A 19,181-nucleotide genomic window follows, 5' to 3' on the forward strand; every position below is an offset into this window, starting at 1 on the left:
CGCGGAAATTCACCAAATTATGGAAAACAGGAGCAAAAAAATTGAGTAAAACTTTAGGGCTTGTTTGAAAATAGAGAAAAAGACGGTCGTTTCGGTTTTTCAAACAACCCCTAGATGCTGAACAGGCTCTAAGGCGACGGGGCCTCCTCGCGGGCATAACAGACCAGGGCGGTCCGATTAGGCATACAGACCGCGCGTTCCCCCGGGCGCGCAACCCATCCAGCTTGTATGCAGACCTGGTCCGGGCAGTCAGACGAGAGAAACCGGATCGCGCCATCCTGTATCTCGAACGCTACAGCCTTGCCGGTTTCGGGCTGGATGCTGAAAACACCGTCTGAAGCCCGGGTGAGGTCGATGGTACGCAGGGTCTGCCCGTCGACCGAGAGTACTGCCACCGGCTCACCCGACCGGGGGAGGTAGAGCAGTGCGCCCCAGATGCCACATCCGAGAAGCAGCGCCGCGACAATCCAAAGTTCCAGTTTACGAAGGTTCATAACATCCGCCCTGCCAATCCATGAAAATCGGTTGTCTCCAGATGGATACAGTGGTCCCGCTCGGAGATGTTTTCGAGGTAGTGCGCGTCCGAACTGACCACGACCGTATACTGTTCCCGGATTTCGGCGTGCTGCCCGTCCGCAAAAAAACGGGCCGGATCAGCAACCTCGACCGCCCGGAATCCACACTCGGGCGGAAGGGCCCCCAGATTGGAAAGGACGCTGTAACTCCCCCGGTCGATATGGGCAGGGAAGCACAGCCCCCCGTACTCCCGCATCAGGCTGGGCAGCGAGGAAATCCCAATCGAGGTTGCGTTGACCAGCAGTTTCTCCAGCGTCCCGACCGGCTGGTCCTCCGCATCAAGGATGGTCTGTTCCCCGAAAATCTGCGGACGGTTTGCGAACGGCGGCAGGCAGTCGTAGACATACCGGTCAAACGCCATCGCGTTTTCCAGGGCAGGGAACAGGCAGACCACATGCACCTCCTCGGCTGTCGAAAGCTCCATCCCGGGTACCACGACCAGACCGGTCCCTTCGGCGGCCTGCATCAGCGCGGGGCAGTTGCGGCAGGTGTTGTGGTCGGTCAGCGCGATCATCTCCAGCTCCTTGAGCAGAGACATGTTCAAGATGTTGTTCACTGTCATATCGGCATCCCCACAGGGGGAAAGGCAGGAATGGATATGCAGGTCATAAAATACCGGCCTCATCCGCGGATCAGCTGGTCGATGGCCCGGGCGGCCTCGTAGACCGGCTGTTTGCTTCCAAGCACCGCAATCCCGTTCTGGTCAGCTTTCTCTTTTGCCTGCGCATCAAGCGCCGCACCTTCGGCAAGTACGATGCAGGCGGTATCTGCCAGCGTTGAAACCGCCATCGCGTTGACGTTGCCCATCACAGTCACCCACGCGCTGTCCGCAGGCGCCCGGCCCATCACAAAGCTGAGAAGGTCGCAGCAGTAGACGCTTTCAACCTCCCGCCCGTACGACTCCTCCCCAGCCAGAAGGGAGAACCCCAGCCGCTCTGCAACCTCTTTTACTGTCATCGGCTTTTCTCCTTTTCACTATTTTCGCGGCTGTCCTCGCTGTTCGACGCTCTGGGCAGCGCCCGCGCGAGCCGGGTCAGCCCGTCGGCCATCGCGCGCATCTCGTCCCGCAGCTTAAAGATGCAGGCGTTCTCCTCCGCAAAGCCCCTCACCACATCCTCGGCAAGCGCCTTGCAGGAGGGCGCGCCGCAGCTTCCGCAGTCCATCCCGTAGAGCCGTTCCTCAATCTCATGCATCTGGCGCATCTTTTCCATTGCGGCTTTCAGGTTGGCATCCAGCTCGAGTACCGGCTCATACTGTACGGCGAGGTCCCATTGGTAGGGGGAGAGGTCGTCGTCCGGCAGGCGGTTGCAGGAAACCGGGCGGTATTTCCGGATCCGCTTGAGCTTGGCCCGCGCTACATACGGGTTCTCGACGTTGAGCACCCCGCCCACGCAGCCGCCCGAGCAGGCGTTCAGCTCCACAAAGTCCAGGTCATAAAACTTCTCATCCTCGAGGTCCTCGAGCACCCGGATCACATTTTCAATCCCGTCGGCAGCGAGATAGCGTTCCCGCAGGGCAGCGGCAGCTTCCCCGCCGCTGCTTCCCCAGCCGATTCCCATCCGGCCCGCGCCTGAAAGCTCGCCCGCGGAGACGGGGACGTCCTTCATCAGGCTGATCAAACGGGGATACACCTCCCGGATCGCCAGAACACCGTCCACGCTGCTCTTCTCGGTGCCCAGCGGCATCTTGACTGCGGTCACCTTAGCGGGACAGGGGCTGATAAAAAATGCGCCGATCTGTTCAGGGGGCAGGCCCGTTTTGGCAGCGGCCTCCCGCTTGGCGAGCCGCGCGGCAACCTCGATCGGGGCGTGCATCGGCAGGATGTTATCGAGCAGCTCTGGAAACCGTACCCGGATCAGCCGCAGTACTGCCGGACAGGCCGAGCTGATCACCGGCCGCCGCACCTGGAAGCCTGCCATATACCGGCGGGTTGCATCCGAAACCAGCTCCGCCGCGCGCGCCACCTCGAACACCTCGTCGAACCCCATCAGCTCGAGTGCGCCGATCACCGGGTCCACATCATCGAGGTTATTGAACTGCCCGTAAAGCGCGGGCGCAGGCAGAGCAACCTTATAGGGAAACCGGTCGATCGCCGAAAAAGAGTCAAAGGTCGCCTGTTTCGCATGATGTGGGCAGACCCGGATGCATTCTCCACAGTCGATACATCGTTCGGTGATGATCTGTGCCTTGCCGTTGCGCACCCGGATCGCCTCGGTGGGGCACCGCTTGACACAGTTGATGCAGCCGTGACACTTCTCCCGGTCGAGCGTCACCGAGTGGAAAAACGTTCCTCGCTCCATCCTGAATTCCTCCATTCCATAAAAATCCACACATACATTCACTTTGGGGTCCTGCCCAGTTCGTTTGCAGGGAACGCCCTCTCTTCTTGCCGTTCAAGCCCGAAGTGTGAAACCCGCTGCCGCAGACGGCTCTTAAGCTGGGACAAAAGCGAGTAAAACCTGAACGAAAAAACAGGATTTTTAGCCGACCTGCACCTTCATCCGCACCGTTGTGCCCACGCCAACCTCACTCTCGATCGTCATTTCGTCGGCATTCCGTTTCATATTCGGCAGACCCATGCCTGCCCCGAACCCCAGGTTGCGCACACTGTCCGGGGCGGTGGACCAGCCCTCCTGCATCGCCAGATCAATATTGGGGATGCCGGGCCCATGGTCAGAGAGCACCATGGAGACCTCCTCGGGTGAAACTTCCACCACGATCTGCCCGCCGCCGCCGTGGATGGCGAGATTGATCTCCCCTTCGTAGAGCGCGATTGCCACCCGGCGCACCGCCCCCGGCGCTACGCCCAGCTTTTTCAGCAGCCGCTTGACATCGCTCGAAGCCTCTCCTGCCCGGGTAAAATCGTCCCCGGGAACCTCATATTCCAGACGGATTGCATCAGACATCCGTGTCCTCCCCCCCTTTCAGGCCCTTTTCGTACAGTTTGCCGCAGGCAGCGAACATCGGGTATCTGGTGCTCATGACAGCGATTCCCCGTTCCTGCGCAAGCCGGACGATCGACTCGTCCGGGCATTTTCCCCGTACAAAGACGATGCAGAGCATATCCATCATTTCGGCAGTGCGCACCGCCTGCGAGTTGAGCAGGCCGGTGAGCAGGACGCTCTGGTCCTTCACATAGGCGAGCACATCGCTCATCATGTCGCTGCCGCATGCGGTCTTTACCGCAGCATCGAACGATGCACCTTCACAGTAGACGGTCGCATCCAGAATCGGCTGAATCTCTCTGACAGTCATAATGAATCCCCTTTCATTGGCCTCTTTCAGTGTTCCTTTTTCATATTGTAACATCTTTAGGAGGGTTGGCGCAATCCGCTTTTGGAGATTTTGTTCGGAAGAGCTGCCGGCCTTTCCTTCAGGGCAGCTTTTGAGGCAGGCTGCCAAAAAGAAACCTGAAAAAGCCCGGAGCAGGGGGATACCCGCTCCGGACTTCTTTGGTGAAAAGTCAGGCCCGACTGAAAAATACGTTTAATGCGTCCTTCCAATGCGGCAGGGGCTGGAACCCTGCTTTTCGCAGTGCGCTCTGATCCAATCTTGAGTTCATCGGCCGGACGGCCTTGGATGGATATTCCGCTGTCGATACCGGGAGCACCCTCGCCGGCAGGCCAGCCATCCGGAAAATCTCCCGGGCAAACTCAGCCCAGGAGCAGAACCCCGCATTTGCCGCATGGTAGGTCCCATATTTGTCACCCGCAGCCATGTCGCAGAGCAGCTTTGCCAGATCACCCGTATAGGTGGGGGAGCCGACCTGGTCATCCACCACGCGCACTTCCTCCCGCTCCGCCCCGAGACGGAGCATGGTTTTCACAAAATTGCTGCCATGGTTCCCAAAGACCCAGGAAGTACGGACAATCCAGTGGTGCTCCAGCAGTTCCCTGACCGCCTGTTCCCCGGCAAGTTTGGTCTCACCGTACACATTCAGCGGGCCGGTGGGATCGTCCACCCGATGCGGCTGGTCCCCCTCGCCGGAAAAGACATAATCGGTGCTGATGTAGAGCAGCTTCGCGTCGGTCCTGCGGCAGGCCAGCGCAAGGCTGCGTGTACCGTCCGCATTGACCTGCCAGCAGCGCTCCCGCTCGGATTCCGCCTTTTCTACAGCGGTATAGGCGGCGCAGTGGATCACGGCATCCGGGCGGCAGGACTCCAAAAGGGCATCCACTGCTTTTGCATCCGTTATATCACATTCTCTGGTCGAAACGCCGCAATATGGGATTCCACGTGTTTCCAGTTCTTTGCAGACATCGCTACCCAGCTGTCCGCGGGAACCGGTCACCAGCACCTTCAAGACAGCCCCTCCCCCATTGGGCGGCCGATATCGGATGCCAGGCGTGCCTGCCGGTATTGCCCATTGGCGATATGCTCCCACCAGATTTTATGCTCCAGATACCACCGGATGGTTTTCCGGATGCCGTCGCTGAACGCGGTCCTGGGCGCCCACCCGAATGTCTTCTGCATCTTTGCAGGGTCGATCGCATATCTGCGGTCGTGCCCGGGGCGGTCCTGCACAAACTGGATCAGTTCTTCCGGTTTCCTGACCTCATGCAGGATCGTCCGGACCACCTCCAGATTGGTGCGCTCGTTGTGCCCGCCGATGTTATACAGCTCGCCGGCGGTCCCTTTCAGCAGAATTTCGTCGATCGCGGAGCAATGGTCCTCCACATACAGCCAGTCCCGGACGTTTTCCCCCTTTCCGTAGACAGGGAGCGGCTGATCCTGAAACGCATTCACCACCATCAGTGGGATCAGCTTTTCCGGGAACTGGTAGGGACCATAGTTGTTGGAGCATCTGGAGATCGTGGCCGGGACGCCGAATGTGCGATGGTAGGCCTGTACCAGCAGGTCTGCGGACGCTTTGGACGCAGCGTAAGGGCTGCTGGCGCGGACCGGGGAATCTTCGGTAAAGAAGAGGTCCGGGCGGTCGAGCGGCAGGTCTCCATAGACCTCGTCGGTGGAAACCTGATGGAACCGCTGGATTCCATAAATCCGGCAGGCGTCGAGCAGTACGCTTGTACCGAGGACGTTGGTGCGCAAAAATATTTCCGGGTCCTTGATCGACCGGTCAACATGGCTCTCCGCCGCAAAATTGACCACCACATCCGGCTTTTCCGCCTCGAAAAGCGCGTAGACCGACTGACGGTCTGCAATATCCGCCTTTACAAACCGGAAGCGCGGATTTTTAGCCGCGTCCGCCAGTGTTTCCAGATTGCCCGCATAGGTCAATGCATCCATACAAACGACCTGGTCCTCCGGGTGGCGGTCCAGCAGATAGTAGATAAAGTTGCTTCCGATAAATCCGGCTCCGCCTGTTATCAATCGTTTCATTGTAAGCCCCTCATTCATAGATAAAATCGACGTCGCTTTCGCTCAGGGAGGGAGCGTTCCGGTCCTTCTCGGACAGGACTGGATTCTCACAGCCCCACTCAATCCCAATTTCCGGGTCATTCCAACGGATGCCCCGGTCCGCCTCGGGCGTATAAAACCGGTCGGCCTTATACAGGAACTCTACCGAATCGGTCAGCGTGAGGAATGCGTGGCCGAACCCGCGCGGAATGAGAAGCTGCCGCTTGTTGTCGGCGGAGAGTTCCACCGAAACCCATTTTTTAAAGGTCGGGGAACCCTTCCGGAGATCGACCGCCACATCCAGAACAGCCCCCCTGTTGCACCGGACGATCTTTGCCTGTGCGGCGTCCCCCTTTTGGAAGTGGATGCCGCGCAGCACTCCTTTCTGCGCGGAAAAGGACTGGTTATCCTGCACGAAACGGTAGTGAAGCCCGGCCCGCTCCAGGTCGCGCTCCGACCACGTTTCCATAAACCAACCCCTGGAATCCCCAAAGACTTTTGGCTCCAGGATATAAACCGAAGGAAGCCCGGTTGGGATCACCTGCATATTGACCGCCTCCTATCGCAAGTCATAGAAATCAACGTTTTTTCAACCGGGCAGGCAGATAACCCGCCCAGACGATACACAAACAGCTGGCCAGGGGGCCTAACCGTTCCCGCCGCAGGTCACGGGTTCCTGACATGGGTGCGCCTGCATCCTGTAACAGGCCCGTCCGTTCTCCTTTGCCTGGTATAATATCTTATCCGTTTCGGTTAAGATATGCTTCACAGTTTGCGGAAAAACAAACTGGCAGGCGCCGATGCTGCAGCTCGTTTTTTGCTCAGGCAGTATGCCGGAGATCAGGTTCAGGAACCGTTCCAGCCGTTGACCCAGTTCCTGCGGCGGCATTGGCGTTTCGATGATAACGGCGAATTCATCCCCGCCAAGCCTTCCCACCTTTCCATCCTCTCCAAAAATCACTTGCAGATGCATCGCGATCTCTTTCAGGACCTTATCTCCAACCGGATGCCCAAAGGTATCATTGATTTTCTTAAAATAATCTACATCCACAAACAAAAACCAGCCGGTTTTTTGGGTGGTTGTGCTGCACGTTTTCTGCATTTTATCGCAATGATAAAGGAACATGCGCCTTCCCATTACACCAGTTAGCTCGTCCATCTCTCTCTGGTACCCGTTGTACGACATATACTTGTAGATGCAGCTCAAAAGGATCACAGAAATCACATTCAGTGACAGAGAAGCCACCAAGAATTGGATCTGCAAGTGCAGCAGATCAGAAGAGACCTGATCGGATACCGCGAACCCATGCTGGTTGAGCATATAAGATTCTCTTTGAGAGAAATAGAAGGTTGCACAAATTGCCATAAACAGGATAAAAAAGGCGAATATCACAAAGAACAGGTTCATTTTTTTGGAGGAGTAGGGGTTGTCGACCGACTGATCAATACAAAAACGGATGTTTTGCATGGTGTTGCTTTGATAGGCTGTCCACAGAAGTTCAACGGTGACTACGCAGATGAGCGCAAAGACTGCATCATCCCATTCCCAGTGCAGCGCCGAGCTGTAACGGTACCCGAGTTCTGGAAACAAAGTCCCTATCGCAGCGTAAACAAGCAGCGAATGCACCTTGGGAGAAATCGCAGCAACCACCCCGATCCACAGACGATTGCGCTTTGTTTTCCTCGCGGCTAAAAACGCGGCCCCAATGATCAGCCCAAACAGCGTCCTTGTCCCGACACTCAACCAAAGGCTGCTGGCCGGGGTTCCGCTTAAAAAGGGAGAAAATATTGCATCTGCCGGCATCACATAGGATGAGGAGGCTTTATACATACTGGCGATTCCAAAGGTAAACCCAATGACTACAGAGTGCGCAGGGCTGAGAAGGCAGCCTGCCGCCAGAATGGGGAGATATGCGATGGTAACGGAAATAGGCGGAATATGTAGATACCCCAGAAAGGTAAACGACATCAACAGTTCAACCGCAATTAGTATCCCAAAAGCGTAACAGTCGAAGCAGGAATAGTTCCACAGCTTTTTTATTGTTTTCATCCCATATCCCTCTCTAATCCTCAACACCGGTGTCTCCATCCCGTAGGCAGACGAAATCTCTTTCCCCAGAAGCTATGGAGACTGCATCCCCCGCTTCTAGGTAGTGTTCACATAAGCACATCGACAATGAGAGCAAAAAAGACAAAAGCCAAAAAGATAACATCCAGTTTGTCATAGCGGGTAAAAATGCGACGAAATCGCTTGATACGGCGAAAAAGCCTCTCAACTTGGTTGCGCTGTTTGTACAGCTCTTTATCATAGTCCCAAGGATCTTTGCGATTGCTTTTTGGCGGAACAACAGGGATATAGCCAAGTTCCACTGCCAAAGCTCTTGTCTCATCCCCTTCGTAGGCCCGATCCATCAGAAGGTAAACCGGGTGATCCGCCGGACCGAGCTGCTGCAAAAGAGTACGGCCTTCAGGGCCATCTCCACGGTTTCCGGCAGACAGCGAAAAGATCACCCCATCTCGATCAGATGCGGCGACCATATGAAGTTTGGTGTTCCACCCACCACGTGTTCTTCCGACGGCTTGCGCTCCGTTTTTTTCAGTGCACCCATTCCGTCAGGATGGACCTTGATGCAGGTGGAATCCAAACTGACCACGTTTACTTGGATTTTTATGATTCCCAGTTGCTGCAAACGCAAAAATGCTTTTTCCAAAACTCCCTTTTTCGCCCAGCGGTTTATCCGGACATAGATCACGTGCCAATCTCCGTATTCTTTGGGCAGGCTCCTCCATTTGCACCCATTTTCCATTACGTACAGCGCCGCATTCAATACATCCAGATTGCTGATTTTTGCTGGTTTCCGCTGTTTCGGAAAGCACTCTGCGATTTGTTCGTATTGTTCTTTCTTCAGTTCCATTCCTTTATTATAGCATATCTTTGTTTGTGTGAACAGACCCTAGTACCGGATTTTTCCGTCTGCCACCGCCCGCAGGTGTTTTCCATAAGCCGCTTTGCCGTAGCGGTCCGCTGCCGACAGAAGCTGTTCCCTAGAAATCCAGCCGTTGGTGTATGAGATTTCCTCGAGCGCTGCGATTTTCACCCCCTGATGGTTCTCGATCATACGAACAAAGTCAGACGCCTGTGCAAGCGCGTCCACTGTCCCGGTGTCAAACCAGGTATAGCCCCGCCCGAGCGTAGTGACCTGTAAGGTCCCCTCCTGCAGATAGGCACAGTTCAGGTCGGTGATCTCCAGCTCCCCGCGCGCGGAGGGCCGGATTTTCTTGGCCTTTTCGCAGACCGTCTGATCGTAAAAGTAAAGCCCGGTTACACAGTAGTTGGAAACCGGATTTTTTGGTTTTTCCTCGATCGAAACCGCGTTTCCCGCCGCATCCAGCGTCACGACCCCAAACCGCTCGGGGTCCTCCACATAGTAGCCGAAGATAGTGGCGCCGCTCTGCTGTGCAGCCGCTTTTTTCAGATGCCGGATCAGGCCGCTCCCGTAAAACAGGTTGTCGCCCAAAACCATTGCGCAGCTATCCCCACCGATGAACCGTTCGCCCAGCAGGAATGCCTGTGCCAAACCATCCGGCGAGGGCTGTTCCAAATAGGAAAGCTGGATGCCGAAATCCGAACCATCCCCCAGAAGGCGCTCAAAATTCGGCAGGTCCCGTGGGGTTGACAGGATCAGGATGTCACGGATGCCCGCCAGCATCAATGTGGACAGCGGATAAAAGATCATCGGTTTATCATAAACCGGCAGGAGCTGCTTGGAGGTCACCATGGTGAGCGGATAGAGGCGGGTCCCAGAGCCGCCTGCCAGAACAATTCCTTTCATAAAAAGCCCCATCCATTTCTATACAAATAAGATTTGCGCAAGTTTCCGTTTGAACCCTTTTTTGAACAGCCGGTACCGCAGCAGGACCCAGACCCGCTTCCATTTCGGATACAGGGGGACGCCGCTGTAGGCATCCAGCAGCCGGACCTGCTGTGTGTCCAGCTTTGCGCGGTAAACCTTCAGGAATTCCCCCGCCTGCCGGTAGGTGTCCCGCAGGACCGTCCTTGCGCCGGCCCGGTCCCGGAACCGCGCCCAGTTGTAGGAGAGGCTGTGCGCATTTTTGGCGCCGACCTGGTTGCTGCCATGCTGCCGGTAAAGGATGGTGGGTGTCTCCACAAATCCGATCTTTCCGAACGCTGCCGCGAGTATGGCGAGCCACCAGTCGTGCATAATACAGTTCTGCGCCTCCGGGATCGGGACAAACCGCGCCAGCAGCGCCTGGTTGACCATCATCGTGCAGCCGGTCACAATGTTTTGAACGATGAGCTGATGGAGGGCGTCCCGTTTGGCGGACAGGTCCTGAATATACAGGAGCGAACCGGAAAGCTCGTTCAGCCTGCTGTCCACGACCTTCAGATCAGTATGCACCAGAAGCGGCGTGTCCGCCCCACAGGCGGACTCCAATTCCCGCATCTTTTCCAGCGTGAGCGCGATTTTCTCCGGAAGCCACACGTCATCCTGATCGCAGGTCATGCAGTAAGGGGTATCTGCCAGCGAGAGCATACTGAAAAAGTTGTTCTTTGCCGATCCGGATGGGCTGTCCCGCCGGATCAGGCGGATTTTTTCCGGATACTGCCCCGCGAATTCCTGCGCGACTGCCGCGGTCCGGTCGGTGGAGCAGTCATCCTGGATAATGAGCTTCCAGCGGGTTTCGGTCTGGCGGAGGATCGACTCGATCTGTTCCGCAAGATAGGATTCCCCGTTGTAGGTTGCCATAAGAATCGTAATCACAATATCGGCGCCTTCCAAATCGTTCTGATGATATTACCCTTCATTCTATCACATCCGCCGGAAACTTGCAACCCGTCCCCTCCGCCGGCTAGGATTCCGCCACAGGGCTTCCCTTGCGTTTTTCCGCCAACGAAAGCAGGGTGACCGCAAGCAGGATCAGACCCGCGCCCAATGCTGTTTTCAGTCCGAATGGCTCCCGGTAGATCAGGACGCCCAGCGTGATGCTCGTAATCGGTTCGAAGGTGCTTAGAATCGAAGCGTTCTGCGGCCCAATCAGGCTGACGCCGATCTGGAAAAGGACCACGCCGACAATCGAAGCGGCCACCGCAAGCCCCAGTGTAGCGAACCAGCCGAGCGCAGTCGCAGGGAGGGTGAACTGCCCGGCAAGCAGCAGCCCGGCGAGCAGCAGCACCGCACTCTCCAGGCACATGTAGAAGCTGAACAGGAACGGGGAAATTTCCCGTAGGCAGCTCCTGTAAAGTGCGATGATATAGGCCGCGTAGGTGATCCCGGAGATGAAGGCGATCGCCATGCCGAACAGGTTGGCGGATTCCCCGGGCGTATAAAACAGGAGGATACCCGCAGTACAGGAGAGGACGCAGAGCGCCCGCACCGGGGTGATCCGGTCGCGGAAGAACAGCGCACATCCGAGCAGCACAAATACCGGGTAACTGAAATGAATGGTGGTTGCCATACCGGAAGAGATATAGACATAGGATAAAAAAAGCAGGCCAGGGGTAATCAGCCCGCACAAAAGCCCGATCGGGCAGAGCTGAACCGCCTGTCTGCGTGTCAGACGAAGGGATATTTTTTTCCAGCGGAGGATGCCGAATAACACCGGGACTGCCAGTGCGTTCCTGAAAAAAACAAGGCTGAGCGGGTTCAGCCCCTCCGCGTAGATCAGTTTTGCGATTGCAGGCAGGCTGCCGAACACCACCGCCGACAGAATGCTGAAAAGATAGCCTTTTACCGTCCGGCTCATCATCATCTTCCTCCCCTGAAAAAGAGCAGAGACAGCCCGCGAATATGCAGGCTGTCTTTTGTCTTTGCCGTATCCACAGGGATGAAACGTCCGAAAAGCGGGTTCTTATAAGTATGGATACAGCGGTTTTCTTTGTTGTCTTTCTTTTCTGTTTTTATGTATGATTACAGGTAGGTAAACAGATATTCCCCGGTCCCCATGAGGCTGACTTGTTCGCAGTCGCTGGGCACAAATATGCTGTCCCCTTTTTGCATGGAAAGCGATTCTTCCTTCCAACGTAAGGTTCCGGCCCCCTCGACACAGAGGATCGAAACAAACGACGCCGGGTCGACAGGATGGGTATATGCGGCCTCCACCTGAACGAGGTCAACCGAAAACCGGCGGCATCTGACGAGCGGCTTCACCCGGAACTGCCCGGGCTGTTCCCGGACCGGTCCAGCAGCGGCCTGCTGCTGTGGCTTGGACGGAACCAGCGAGGTGACCGCGAGCGCTTTGTCCAGTTGGAGGGAACGAGGCTTTCCGTCCGGCCCGAGGCGGTTGAAATCGTGCACACGGTAGGTCAGGTTGGAGTTCTGCTGGATTTCAGCAACGACGATCCCTTCGCCGATCGCATGGATGATGCCTGCTTCGATGAAAAAGACATCCCCTTTTTTGACCGGTACGCGGTTGAGCACCTCGGTGATCGTCCCATCCGAGAGCCTGCGCCCAAACTCCTCCCGGCTGATCTGCTCACGGAACCCAAAATAAAGGGAGGCGCCTTCTTTGCAGTCGAGCAGATACCACATCTCTTCCTTGCCCTGCTGGCCATTTTCAAATTCCCGCGCGTAATCGTCGTCCGGATGCACCTGGATCGAGAGGACTTTTTCCGCGTCGATCAGCTTGATCAAAAGCGGGAATTCCTGTTTGCCTGCATAGGCATGTCCCAACAGTTGCGGGTATTCTGCCGCAAACTGTGAAAACGGCATCCCCGAAAGCTCTCCCGAGGCGATTACGCTCGGGCCGTCGGGATGCGCCGAAAGTTCCCAGCTTTCAGCGAGCGGGTACAGGTCGGTCTGTTTGTGGTATTCCTGTTTCAGGCGCTCCCCACCCCACAGGTAATCCTGATAGGATGGCGCCAGCAAAAACGGCTTCATGTTTTTCCCCCTTGCTCCCATTTCGGAACGCGGCAGCGACCGCTTTTTTATTTTACTACGCCGGTCCGCAGATTTCAAGGAATTTCGCGAGAACCAGAGGGCAAATCTGCGCAGATGCCCGGGAATTTGTAAGCCGTATCCAATTCTATGCAGGAATCCCCTGTTTGCCCGAGGAAAATCAGGGAATCAATGTGAAAAATAGAGGCTGTTTCCAAGGAGGGTTCCGCCTGTCCGGCTTCGGGGCGGGATCAGATGGGACACCCCCGCGGCAAGGCCCGCAGGTTCAGGCGTGCCCGTTCCTGCAACCTTGGACCGAATAAGGGAGGGCGCTTCCCCTGTGGGAAAGCGCCCTTTTTCCGGTACGATATGACAGGGTCAGGCATCTTCAAACATGGCCTCGAAATAAGGGGCGCCAACCACATAATCCACCGGCAGCGCGAAGGAAATCCCGCTGCCGCGGGTCTTCAGCCCGGTTTTTTTGGCGATCGCCTGCATGATCGGCTTTTTCTGTTTCTCGTCGGTGAGGATCAGGATGACCTCTTTTTCCGGTGTGATCGTGATCCCGAAAAATTTGGCGACCTCCTTCAGGCCGGTACCGCGTCCATTCAGAACGGTACCGCCGGTCGCGCCGCTGGCCCTCGCCGCTTCCATCGCGGATTCGCTGTGTCCGCGGTTGACAATCGTAACGATCAATGCACATTTTCTATCGCTCATTCTTTAGCTCCCCCTCTTCGTGTCCCGCCAGAAAGCCCAGCGTCTGCGCCCCCCCTACACTCACGATCGGGATTGAAAACGCGATCCCGCCGCCCGCACGTTCCATCGAAAATTCCTGCTTGAGTTTTTGCAGCAGCGGACGGGCGCGTACGGTCTCAATCCCGCCCAGAATGATGTCTTTTTCGGTCTCGCCCAGCCCGAGATAGTCGAGCAGGGAGGAGTCCGCCGTTCCATGCCCCAACAGGCAGAGGTCGAACCGAACCCCCTCGTCATGCATCCGCGCAGTCAGCCGCTTCCCTTTCCCACGGTCGACAATCGCGATGATCAGGGAGACCTTTTCCGGAGCGCGCTTGGTATTCTGCATCAAAATCCCCTCCTCAAAGCTCGATGATCTCGAGTTCTTCGTCCGCCATGGCAATAGGTGCGGCGAGTATGGTTTTCAGCTTAAAGACGGCGCCCAGCGACTGGATGGTCACCAGCGGCGTCATCGCCACCATGGCCACGATGCCGAACGCATCGCGCAGCATGTTGCCGCCGAGCGCTTCACACGCTCCCATCGCAAAGGGGAGCAGGAAGGTGGCGGTCATCGGGCCGGATGCAACACCGCCCGAGTCGAACGCGATTGCGGTGAAGATCTTCGGCACAACAAACGACAGTCCGAGCGCGATCGCGTAGCCGCCCAGCAGGAAATACCAGATGCTTACCCCGGTCATGACCCGGACCATTGCCAGCCCCAGCGAGCAGGCAATGCCGATTGAAAGGGCGGCCATCATCGAATTCCGGGAGATGGCGCCGCCGGTGACCTCCTCGACCTGTTTGTTGAGGACATGGACGGCCGGTTCCGCCGCAACAACAAAGAATCCAATCAGCATTGCGATCGGTATGATTACCCAGTTGTAGCTGAGCTGGGAAATCTTCGCGCCAAGCAGGTTTCCGACCGGCATGAACCCGACGTTGACGCCGGTGAGGAACAGCACCAGCCCGATATAAGTATAGACAAGGCCGACCGAAATTTTGATCATCTGGATTTTGGGCAGATGAAGTGCCGCAAGCTGAAAAACCAGAAAAAAGAGGACGATCGGCAGCAGTGCAATGAGTACTTCCTTGGCATAATGGGGCAGGGACTCCGCGAACAGGCGGAAGATGTCCCCCGCGTTTTCCACCGCAGCCGGGGCGGAAGAGGAGGCCGCACCGCCCTCTGCATTGAAAAACATGCCGAGGATCAGAACCGTGAGCACCGGCCCGATCGAACAGAGCGAGATCAGGCCAAAGCTGTCGTCATGGGAACCGGCGTCGCCGCGCACAGCTGCCACACCGAGCCCCAGTGCGAGGATGAACGGCACAGTGATCGGCCCGGTGGTGACGCCGCCCGAATCGAACGCGACTGCCAGGAAATCGGGCGAAGTAAACGCGGCGATCGCGAAGACGGCGAGATAAAGCCCGACCAGCATCAGCGAGAGGCTCACCTGAAAGAGGATGCGCAGGAGTGCGAGCACCAGAAACACGCCGACGCCAAACGCGACCGCCAGAATCAGGGTCATGTTTGGGACCGACGGCACCTGCTGGGCAAGCACCTGGAGGTCCGGCTCGGCAATCGTGATCATCACGCCCATAATAAAAGCGATGCAGATCAGAAAGGTCAGCCGCCGGCTTTTGGTGAGCTGTGCGCCAACCCGCTCCCCCATCATCATCATCGACAGGTCAGCCCCCAGCGTGAAAAGCCCCATGCCAAGAATCAGCAAGGGAGTTCCCACCGCAAAGAGGATGAGTGTCCCGAGCGGGAGCGGCGCGATCGTCAGGTGCAGGATCAGTACAACCACGCTGATCGGCAGCACCGAGGAGATCGACTCCTTGATTTTGAGCCATAGGTTTTTGTTCATCATAGCCTCCTTCTATCAGAGATTTCGGATATATAAACTTAGTATACCAGAAAGAGGGAACAGAGGCAATTGAAAAAAAGAAATCCAATTTTGTGAAAATTGCAGGATAAAACCTCCATTTTGCCGCAAAAAATGTCTGTTTAAAATCCAGAATTTTGCTATGCTGCACAGAATGACAGGTGCCGATGCAAGCAGTCAAAAGAGACCGGTGCAGAATTTCCGCATTTTAAAGATTCCGGCCGCGCGATTACGGCACAAATTTCAAAGTTTGCCGTTTCAAGGGGTTGACAAACCGTAAAAAATGAGGTAATATAGACAACAGTTTCCTGCGCTTGTAGCTCAGCTGGATAGAGTGACTGGCTACGAACCAGTAGGTCGGGGGTTCGAGTCCCTCCAAGCGCGCCAACCGGAGCAGACTTTTAATAGCCTGCTCCGGTTTTTTTAACCGAAAGATGTGTTCCTGACAGCAGAGGCCCTGTTTTTTCGACCGGGCTTCTGTTGTTTTGCTATTCCCTGAACCCACCAGTTTCATGCTGGTCTCCAGGCCGCGCCCCTCTGATCCGGTTCGGGTCAGAGGGGCATTTTTTCGTTTGACAGACCAATCGTTCTATCCTGTTGTTTCCATAAAATTGATCGTATTTTCATAGCACCTGTCATTTATTTACCTACATATATATAAGAAAAACATATATCGAGCAAAATTTTAAAATATTATGTTGACAAATGACGAAAAGTATGCTTAACTACTGATAGAATAGTAAAAATATTCAATAAACTATAAACTAGTCGTCTGGGCTTGAAAAATATTTTCCGTCTATCCCACAGACGGGAAACAGGGGTGAGGGATATCAGCAAAAGAATAATCGCCGCCGGTTTTCTTGCTGTTGTCCTGCTGTTGGGTACAGTTTTGCTGCCCGCAGCGGCGGCAGGTCCCGACAGCTCCCGCGAAGTGATATTTCTGCTGGATGCCAGCAATTCGATGAACCATATTCAAAACAATATGGCAACCGACATGATCCGGGAGATGGCGTACAGCCTGCCTGCCGGCTATGATGTCGGGTTTGTCAGCTATGAGACAGACGTACAGAGCTTCATAGGCCCTCAGGCAGATCTGTCCGAATTTGACCATACTGTTTTGCAGACCAGATACACCGGATATTCCAATGCAGGTGCAGGTCTGGAAACCGCGCTTTCCCTCTTTTCGGAAACAGCGGAAGCAAAAGAGGTGGTGGTTTTTTCGGACGGAGAAATTGTCATGAGCCATACAGCGGCGACCGAGGAGGCTGTCGCAAAGTTTGACGCCATGGTCGGGCAGGCAGCCGGTCAGGGCATCACGATCCACACCATCCTGCTGAACACCCCCGCGGCAGAGGAAACGCTCAAAATTCTGGACGCCTCCCGGAGAACCGGGGGGAGCGTCTACCATGCAAAAGGCCAGTCTGAGATTGAAGCGGCTGCGGAACAGCTTCTGTTTTCCGATCTCGGGGTCGGGCAGCTCTCTGTGGGTGCCGGCGGCGCCCGGGATGGGCGTCTGCACATCACCCTGCCGGACACAGATATGGAGTCCGCCAAAATCCTGCTCACCTCGGATCAGCCGCTGTCCAACATCACCACAGACGCAAGCGCTCAGGACATCCGTGTGGTTACCGGCCGCCATTTTGCGGTGGCAGAGTTGACCCGTCCGGCACAGACTTCGGTAGGGCTCTCGTTTACCACAGCTTCTTCGGGGGAAATCCATGCCAGGCTGATTCCGGAATATCAGGTATGCCTACAGGTGGATGCGGCCTATCGGGAGAAGGAACTGACCGAGTCCCAGCCGGAACCTGCCGGAGCGATCGTCACCATCCATGCCGGAACCGAACGAAACCCGGAGGCCAGCCTGTTTGCGAGCGAACTGTTTCAAAATCAGGCGATCCCGCTCCGCGTCAACGGGAAGGATTATCGGGCAGCGGTCCGGGATGGCGCCATTCAGGTGGAGGTCCCCTACAGCCCGGACGGCAACTATACCGTAGAAGCGGATTTTTCGGGGATTGCAGGGAATTTTTCAGGGCTGACGCCAGTCACTGCACATCAGGATAAACCGGCGATGGCGCCGCCGCCCCCGGAACCCGAACCGGATTACCGCCCGCTGATCGCGGTGGTCGCCCTTCTGGGCGGCGTCCTGCTGCTGATCCTCCGCAGAGGACGTCAGAAGGCGGGAGGCGCCGGGCTCCAGACCGAAGCATCGCCGGCTCCCCCCTCGGAAGAGTACCACTTTTCTGGGAAGCTGAACCTCTATATTGTCCGCGCGCCGGATGACCGGGATATTCCGCCGCAGGTGTTCCCGCTTTACCGCCAGTCCCGTAAAAGGGTCCGGCTCCACTACATCCTCTCCTCCTGCGGGATCGACTTCGGGGATGTGGGCGCCAGGGAAATCGACCTGCTGCCAGGCCCGGACCGTTCCCTGCTCTTTGAGAATAGCTCCGACTGCACAGTGCTCAAAAACCGGGACCTCATGATGAAGGGCCGCGTTTTTCCGGTGCATTTTGAGGAGAAGGTCTCCATTACCTTTACCGATGACAGCGAACTGATCCTGCAATACAAAAACGTGCGGCCAAACGAGAAACGATAAAAAAGCGCAGCATTTCTAAGATTACATATGGCATCCTGCGACAAAGAAGGTGATGAACAAATCGAAACTAGGGGAAATTCTCAATAAATCTTTTGTGATTAGTGGCGGACAAAGTAAGTACATTGAAGCAACAGCTAAAACAGCTTATTTTAAGGCAGGGGCCAAGGTAAATGGAAATACATTTGATAATGCCTCTGGAACAAAATTATTTAATAAATCTGGGGTTTAAATCTGGGGTTATATATCCTACATATACAAATTCTGACTGTGGTGTCACAGTTCCAGAACCGTCTCTAAATTTGGAATAAGACAACGTCAATTAGCTGGACTAGTAGTGATCGTACGAAATATCTGAAATGGTTTGAACAAACTTATCTAAACGGAAAAACCCAAAATTGGGATAACTGGCAAGTACATCATATGCGTCCAAGGGCATATGGAGGACAAAATAACTATAGCAATCTAATTCCTATGCCTGAGACAAAACATAGAGAGTTCACGTCTTGGTTTGCGGGCTACTGATTTTCTTTTTAGGCAATCGCTCCAGGTTTAAAATAATATTTTTTCTATAAAAGTTGTCACGGACTCCCGTTATCGCTCACAAGAGGTGAATTAGCATGGACATTAAAAGTCTAATGGCTTGTATAGATATATTAAATGGAAATCATGAAATTTTTTCAGATGGTGAGGTTTTGGGTCGTTGTTATAGAAAATATCCCGGAGCGGGTGCAGCAGAAATTGAGCGTATATCCCAAAAAAATCAGATCGTATTTGCGGAAGACCTGAAACGATTTTGGATGGAGTCAAATGGGCTGACCTTTCAGAGCTTCGGTGGTACCCGTTTTTTCTCTGTGGAGGAGGTATCGGACTGTCTTTCTGCCCTTGAGGGCCTGCTCGTAAAAGGGGTCTATCCGATCGCAATTTTTGATGACGACACCATTTTGATCGACGGAAACCGGCTTGGCAGCGGTCAATACCTGTTTTTCGGAGACATCTCCTGTCTTGAGCTCTTTTATCCTTTGGACTGTTCTTTTGGATTTTTCCTGGAACGGATGATCCAGCTTGCCGGGTGCAAATACTGGGAGCCGGTTCCGGATGCCTATGTTAAGCCGGTTTCTTTTCTACAGGATTGATTCTGCCGCC

22 protein-coding genes and 1 tRNA gene are annotated in these 19,181 nt (G+C 55.3%); 5 read left to right on the forward strand and 18 right to left on the reverse strand.

The features are described from left to right. Nucleotides 1-128: 128 nt before the first annotated feature. The 18 genes from C814_RS11950 to C814_RS12040 form a co-directional block, all read right to left on the reverse strand. Complete coding sequence (locus C814_RS11950; RefSeq protein ID WP_016315559.1) at nucleotides 129-494, reverse strand: NusG domain II-containing protein; 366 nt, start codon at nucleotides 492-494, stop codon at nucleotides 129-131. Further along, nucleotides 491-1,201: a PHP domain-containing protein gene (locus C814_RS11955; protein ID WP_016315560.1), complete on the reverse strand. Its 711-nt coding sequence runs from the start codon at nucleotides 1,199-1,201 to the stop codon at nucleotides 491-493. The genes C814_RS11950 and C814_RS11955 overlap by 4 nt, the downstream gene beginning before the upstream one ends. Further along, nucleotides 1,198-1,533 (reverse strand): DRTGG domain-containing protein, encoded by a 336-nt coding sequence (locus C814_RS11960; protein ID WP_016315561.1) that lies wholly within the window; start codon nucleotides 1,531-1,533, stop codon nucleotides 1,198-1,200. Before C814_RS11960 ends, C814_RS11955 begins: the two co-directional genes overlap by 4 nt. Continuing rightward, nucleotides 1,530-2,876 carry a [Fe-Fe] hydrogenase large subunit C-terminal domain-containing protein gene (locus C814_RS11965; protein ID WP_016315562.1) on the reverse strand — a complete coding sequence of 449 codons (1,347 nt, stop codon included), beginning with the start codon at nucleotides 2,874-2,876 and terminating at the stop codon, nucleotides 1,530-1,532. The genes C814_RS11960 and C814_RS11965 overlap by 4 nt, the downstream gene beginning before the upstream one ends. 180 nt (nucleotides 2,877-3,056) lie before the next feature. Then, nucleotides 3,057-3,482 carry an ATP-binding protein gene (locus C814_RS11970; protein WP_016315563.1) on the reverse strand — a complete coding sequence of 142 codons (426 nt, stop codon included), beginning with the start codon at nucleotides 3,480-3,482 and terminating at the stop codon, nucleotides 3,057-3,059. Next, the gene (locus tag C814_RS11975) at nucleotides 3,475-3,831 is read right to left on the reverse strand and encodes a DRTGG domain-containing protein (protein ID WP_016315564.1); all 357 of its coding nucleotides are present in this window, start codon (nucleotides 3,829-3,831) and stop codon (nucleotides 3,475-3,477) included. Before C814_RS11975 ends, C814_RS11970 begins: the two co-directional genes overlap by 8 nt. Nucleotides 3,832-4,039: 208 nt before the next feature. Continuing rightward, complete coding sequence (gene rfbD / locus C814_RS11980; RefSeq protein ID WP_016315565.1) at nucleotides 4,040-4,879, reverse strand: dTDP-4-dehydrorhamnose reductase; 840 nt, start codon at nucleotides 4,877-4,879, stop codon at nucleotides 4,040-4,042. Then, a complete protein-coding gene (gene rfbB, locus C814_RS11985; RefSeq protein ID WP_016315566.1) occupies nucleotides 4,876-5,916 on the reverse strand; it encodes a dTDP-glucose 4,6-dehydratase in 1,041 nt (346 codons plus the stop codon). Before rfbB ends, rfbD begins: the two co-directional genes overlap by 4 nt. A 10-nt stretch (nucleotides 5,917-5,926) precedes the next feature. After that, nucleotides 5,927-6,481: a dTDP-4-dehydrorhamnose 3,5-epimerase gene (gene rfbC / locus C814_RS11990; RefSeq protein ID WP_016315567.1), complete on the reverse strand. Its 555-nt coding sequence runs from the start codon at nucleotides 6,479-6,481 to the stop codon at nucleotides 5,927-5,929. A gap of 99 nt (nucleotides 6,482-6,580) precedes the next feature. Beyond that, nucleotides 6,581-7,984 carry a diguanylate cyclase domain-containing protein gene (locus C814_RS11995; RefSeq protein ID WP_016315568.1) on the reverse strand — a complete coding sequence of 468 codons (1,404 nt, stop codon included), beginning with the start codon at nucleotides 7,982-7,984 and terminating at the stop codon, nucleotides 6,581-6,583. A gap of 107 nt (nucleotides 7,985-8,091) precedes the next feature. After that, a protein-coding gene (locus C814_RS23595) for an IS5 family transposase (protein WP_155846368.1) occupies nucleotides 8,092-8,849 on the reverse strand; the annotation gives its coding sequence in 2 pieces (ribosomal slippage) (nucleotides 8,092-8,531 and nucleotides 8,531-8,849; 759 coding nt in all). A 39-nt stretch (nucleotides 8,850-8,888) separates the two neighbouring features. Continuing rightward, nucleotides 8,889-9,767: a glucose-1-phosphate thymidylyltransferase RfbA gene (gene rfbA / locus C814_RS12010; RefSeq protein WP_016315571.1), complete on the reverse strand. Its 879-nt coding sequence runs from the start codon at nucleotides 9,765-9,767 to the stop codon at nucleotides 8,889-8,891. An 18-nt stretch (nucleotides 9,768-9,785) separates the two neighbouring features. Beyond that, the gene (locus tag C814_RS12015) at nucleotides 9,786-10,718 is read right to left on the reverse strand and encodes a glycosyltransferase family 2 protein (RefSeq protein ID WP_031219606.1); all 933 of its coding nucleotides are present in this window, start codon (nucleotides 10,716-10,718) and stop codon (nucleotides 9,786-9,788) included. Nucleotides 10,719-10,806: 88 nt separating this feature from the next. Beyond that, nucleotides 10,807-11,706 (reverse strand): DMT family transporter, encoded by a 900-nt coding sequence (locus tag C814_RS12020; protein ID WP_081644966.1) that lies wholly within the window; start codon nucleotides 11,704-11,706, stop codon nucleotides 10,807-10,809. A gap of 158 nt (nucleotides 11,707-11,864) precedes the next feature. Continuing rightward, nucleotides 11,865-12,833: a type I phosphomannose isomerase catalytic subunit gene (locus C814_RS12025; RefSeq protein WP_016315574.1), complete on the reverse strand. Its 969-nt coding sequence runs from the start codon at nucleotides 12,831-12,833 to the stop codon at nucleotides 11,865-11,867. A 375-nt stretch (nucleotides 12,834-13,208) separates the two neighbouring features. Next, complete coding sequence (locus tag C814_RS12030) at nucleotides 13,209-13,547, reverse strand: P-II family nitrogen regulator (RefSeq protein ID WP_016315575.1); 339 nt, start codon at nucleotides 13,545-13,547, stop codon at nucleotides 13,209-13,211. Further along, nucleotides 13,537-13,911 (reverse strand): hypothetical protein, encoded by a 375-nt coding sequence (locus tag C814_RS12035; RefSeq protein WP_016315576.1) that lies wholly within the window; start codon nucleotides 13,909-13,911, stop codon nucleotides 13,537-13,539. Before C814_RS12035 ends, C814_RS12030 begins: the two co-directional genes overlap by 11 nt. 13 nt (nucleotides 13,912-13,924) lie before the next feature. Next, complete coding sequence (locus C814_RS12040; RefSeq protein WP_016315577.1) at nucleotides 13,925-15,427, reverse strand: DUF1538 domain-containing protein; 1,503 nt, start codon at nucleotides 15,425-15,427, stop codon at nucleotides 13,925-13,927. Nucleotides 15,428-15,755: 328 nt separating this feature from the next. Between C814_RS12040 and C814_RS12045 the strand changes: the two genes are divergently transcribed. The 5 genes from C814_RS12045 (at nucleotide 15,756) to C814_RS0104510 (ending at nucleotide 19,171) form a co-directional block, all read left to right on the forward strand. Next, a tRNA-Arg gene (locus C814_RS12045) sits at nucleotides 15,756-15,832 on the forward strand. A gap of 433 nt (nucleotides 15,833-16,265) precedes the next feature. Beyond that, nucleotides 16,266-18,038, forward strand: coding sequence for a vWA domain-containing protein (locus tag C814_RS12050; RefSeq protein WP_022788362.1), 1,773 nt, complete (start codon nucleotides 16,266-16,268; stop codon nucleotides 18,036-18,038). A gap of 52 nt (nucleotides 18,039-18,090) precedes the next feature. Then, a complete protein-coding gene (locus tag C814_RS23600) occupies nucleotides 18,091-18,267 on the forward strand; it encodes a hypothetical protein (RefSeq protein ID WP_155846369.1) in 177 nt (58 codons plus the stop codon). Between the two features lie 122 nt (nucleotides 18,268-18,389). Beyond that, on the forward strand, nucleotides 18,390-18,560 hold the full coding sequence (locus C814_RS24925; RefSeq protein WP_369750558.1) for an HNH endonuclease: 171 nt from the start codon (nucleotides 18,390-18,392) through the stop codon (nucleotides 18,558-18,560). A 275-nt stretch (nucleotides 18,561-18,835) separates the two neighbouring features. Further along, nucleotides 18,836-19,171, forward strand: coding sequence for a hypothetical protein (locus C814_RS0104510; protein WP_022788364.1), 336 nt, complete (start codon nucleotides 18,836-18,838; stop codon nucleotides 19,169-19,171). The last annotated feature ends 10 nt before the right edge of the window (nucleotides 19,172-19,181 follow it).

This window comes from Anaerotruncus sp. G3(2012), assembly GCF_000403395.2.
In the GTDB taxonomy this organism is placed as follows: Bacteria; Bacillota; Clostridia; order Oscillospirales; family Ruminococcaceae; genus Anaerotruncus.

What these genes read in the sequence shown, in the direction of transcription:
- C814_RS11950 (WP_016315559.1), bottom strand. Translation starts at nt 494, where the DNA reads ATGAACCTTCGTAAACTGGAACTTTGGATTGTCGCGGCGCTGCTTCTC.
- C814_RS11955 (WP_016315560.1), bottom strand. Translation starts at nt 1,201, where the DNA reads ATGAGGCCGGTATTTTATGACCTGCATATCCATTCCTGCCTTTCCCCC.
- C814_RS11960 (WP_016315561.1), bottom strand. Translation starts at nt 1,533, where the DNA reads ATGACAGTAAAAGAGGTTGCAGAGCGGCTGGGGTTCTCCCTTCTGGCT.
- C814_RS11965 (WP_016315562.1), bottom strand. Translation starts at nt 2,876, where the DNA reads ATGGAGCGAGGAACGTTTTTCCACTCGGTGACGCTCGACCGGGAGAAG.
- C814_RS11970 (WP_016315563.1), bottom strand. Translation starts at nt 3,482, where the DNA reads ATGTCTGATGCAATCCGTCTGGAATATGAGGTTCCCGGGGACGATTTT.
- C814_RS11975 (WP_016315564.1), bottom strand. Translation starts at nt 3,831, where the DNA reads ATGACTGTCAGAGAGATTCAGCCGATTCTGGATGCGACCGTCTACTGT.
- rfbB (WP_016315566.1), bottom strand. Translation starts at nt 5,916, where the DNA reads ATGAAACGATTGATAACAGGCGGAGCCGGATTTATCGGAAGCAACTTT.
- rfbC (WP_016315567.1), bottom strand. Translation starts at nt 6,481, where the DNA reads ATGCAGGTGATCCCAACCGGGCTTCCTTCGGTTTATATCCTGGAGCCA.
- C814_RS11995 (WP_016315568.1), bottom strand. Translation starts at nt 7,984, where the DNA reads ATGAAAACAATAAAAAAGCTGTGGAACTATTCCTGCTTCGACTGTTAC.
- rfbA (WP_016315571.1), bottom strand. Translation starts at nt 9,767, where the DNA reads ATGAAAGGAATTGTTCTGGCAGGCGGCTCTGGGACCCGCCTCTATCCG.
- C814_RS12020 (WP_081644966.1), bottom strand. Translation starts at nt 11,706, where the DNA reads ATGATGATGAGCCGGACGGTAAAAGGCTATCTTTTCAGCATTCTGTCG.
- C814_RS12025 (WP_016315574.1), bottom strand. Translation starts at nt 12,833, where the DNA reads ATGAAGCCGTTTTTGCTGGCGCCATCCTATCAGGATTACCTGTGGGGT.
- C814_RS12030 (WP_016315575.1), bottom strand. Translation starts at nt 13,547, where the DNA reads ATGAGCGATAGAAAATGTGCATTGATCGTTACGATTGTCAACCGCGGA.
- C814_RS12035 (WP_016315576.1), bottom strand. Translation starts at nt 13,911, where the DNA reads ATGCAGAATACCAAGCGCGCTCCGGAAAAGGTCTCCCTGATCATCGCG.
- C814_RS12040 (WP_016315577.1), bottom strand. Translation starts at nt 15,427, where the DNA reads ATGAACAAAAACCTATGGCTCAAAATCAAGGAGTCGATCTCCTCGGTG.
- C814_RS23600 (WP_155846369.1), top strand. Translation starts at nt 18,091, where the DNA reads ATGAACAAATCGAAACTAGGGGAAATTCTCAATAAATCTTTTGTGATT.
- C814_RS0104510 (WP_022788364.1), top strand. Translation starts at nt 18,836, where the DNA reads ATGGAGTCAAATGGGCTGACCTTTCAGAGCTTCGGTGGTACCCGTTTT.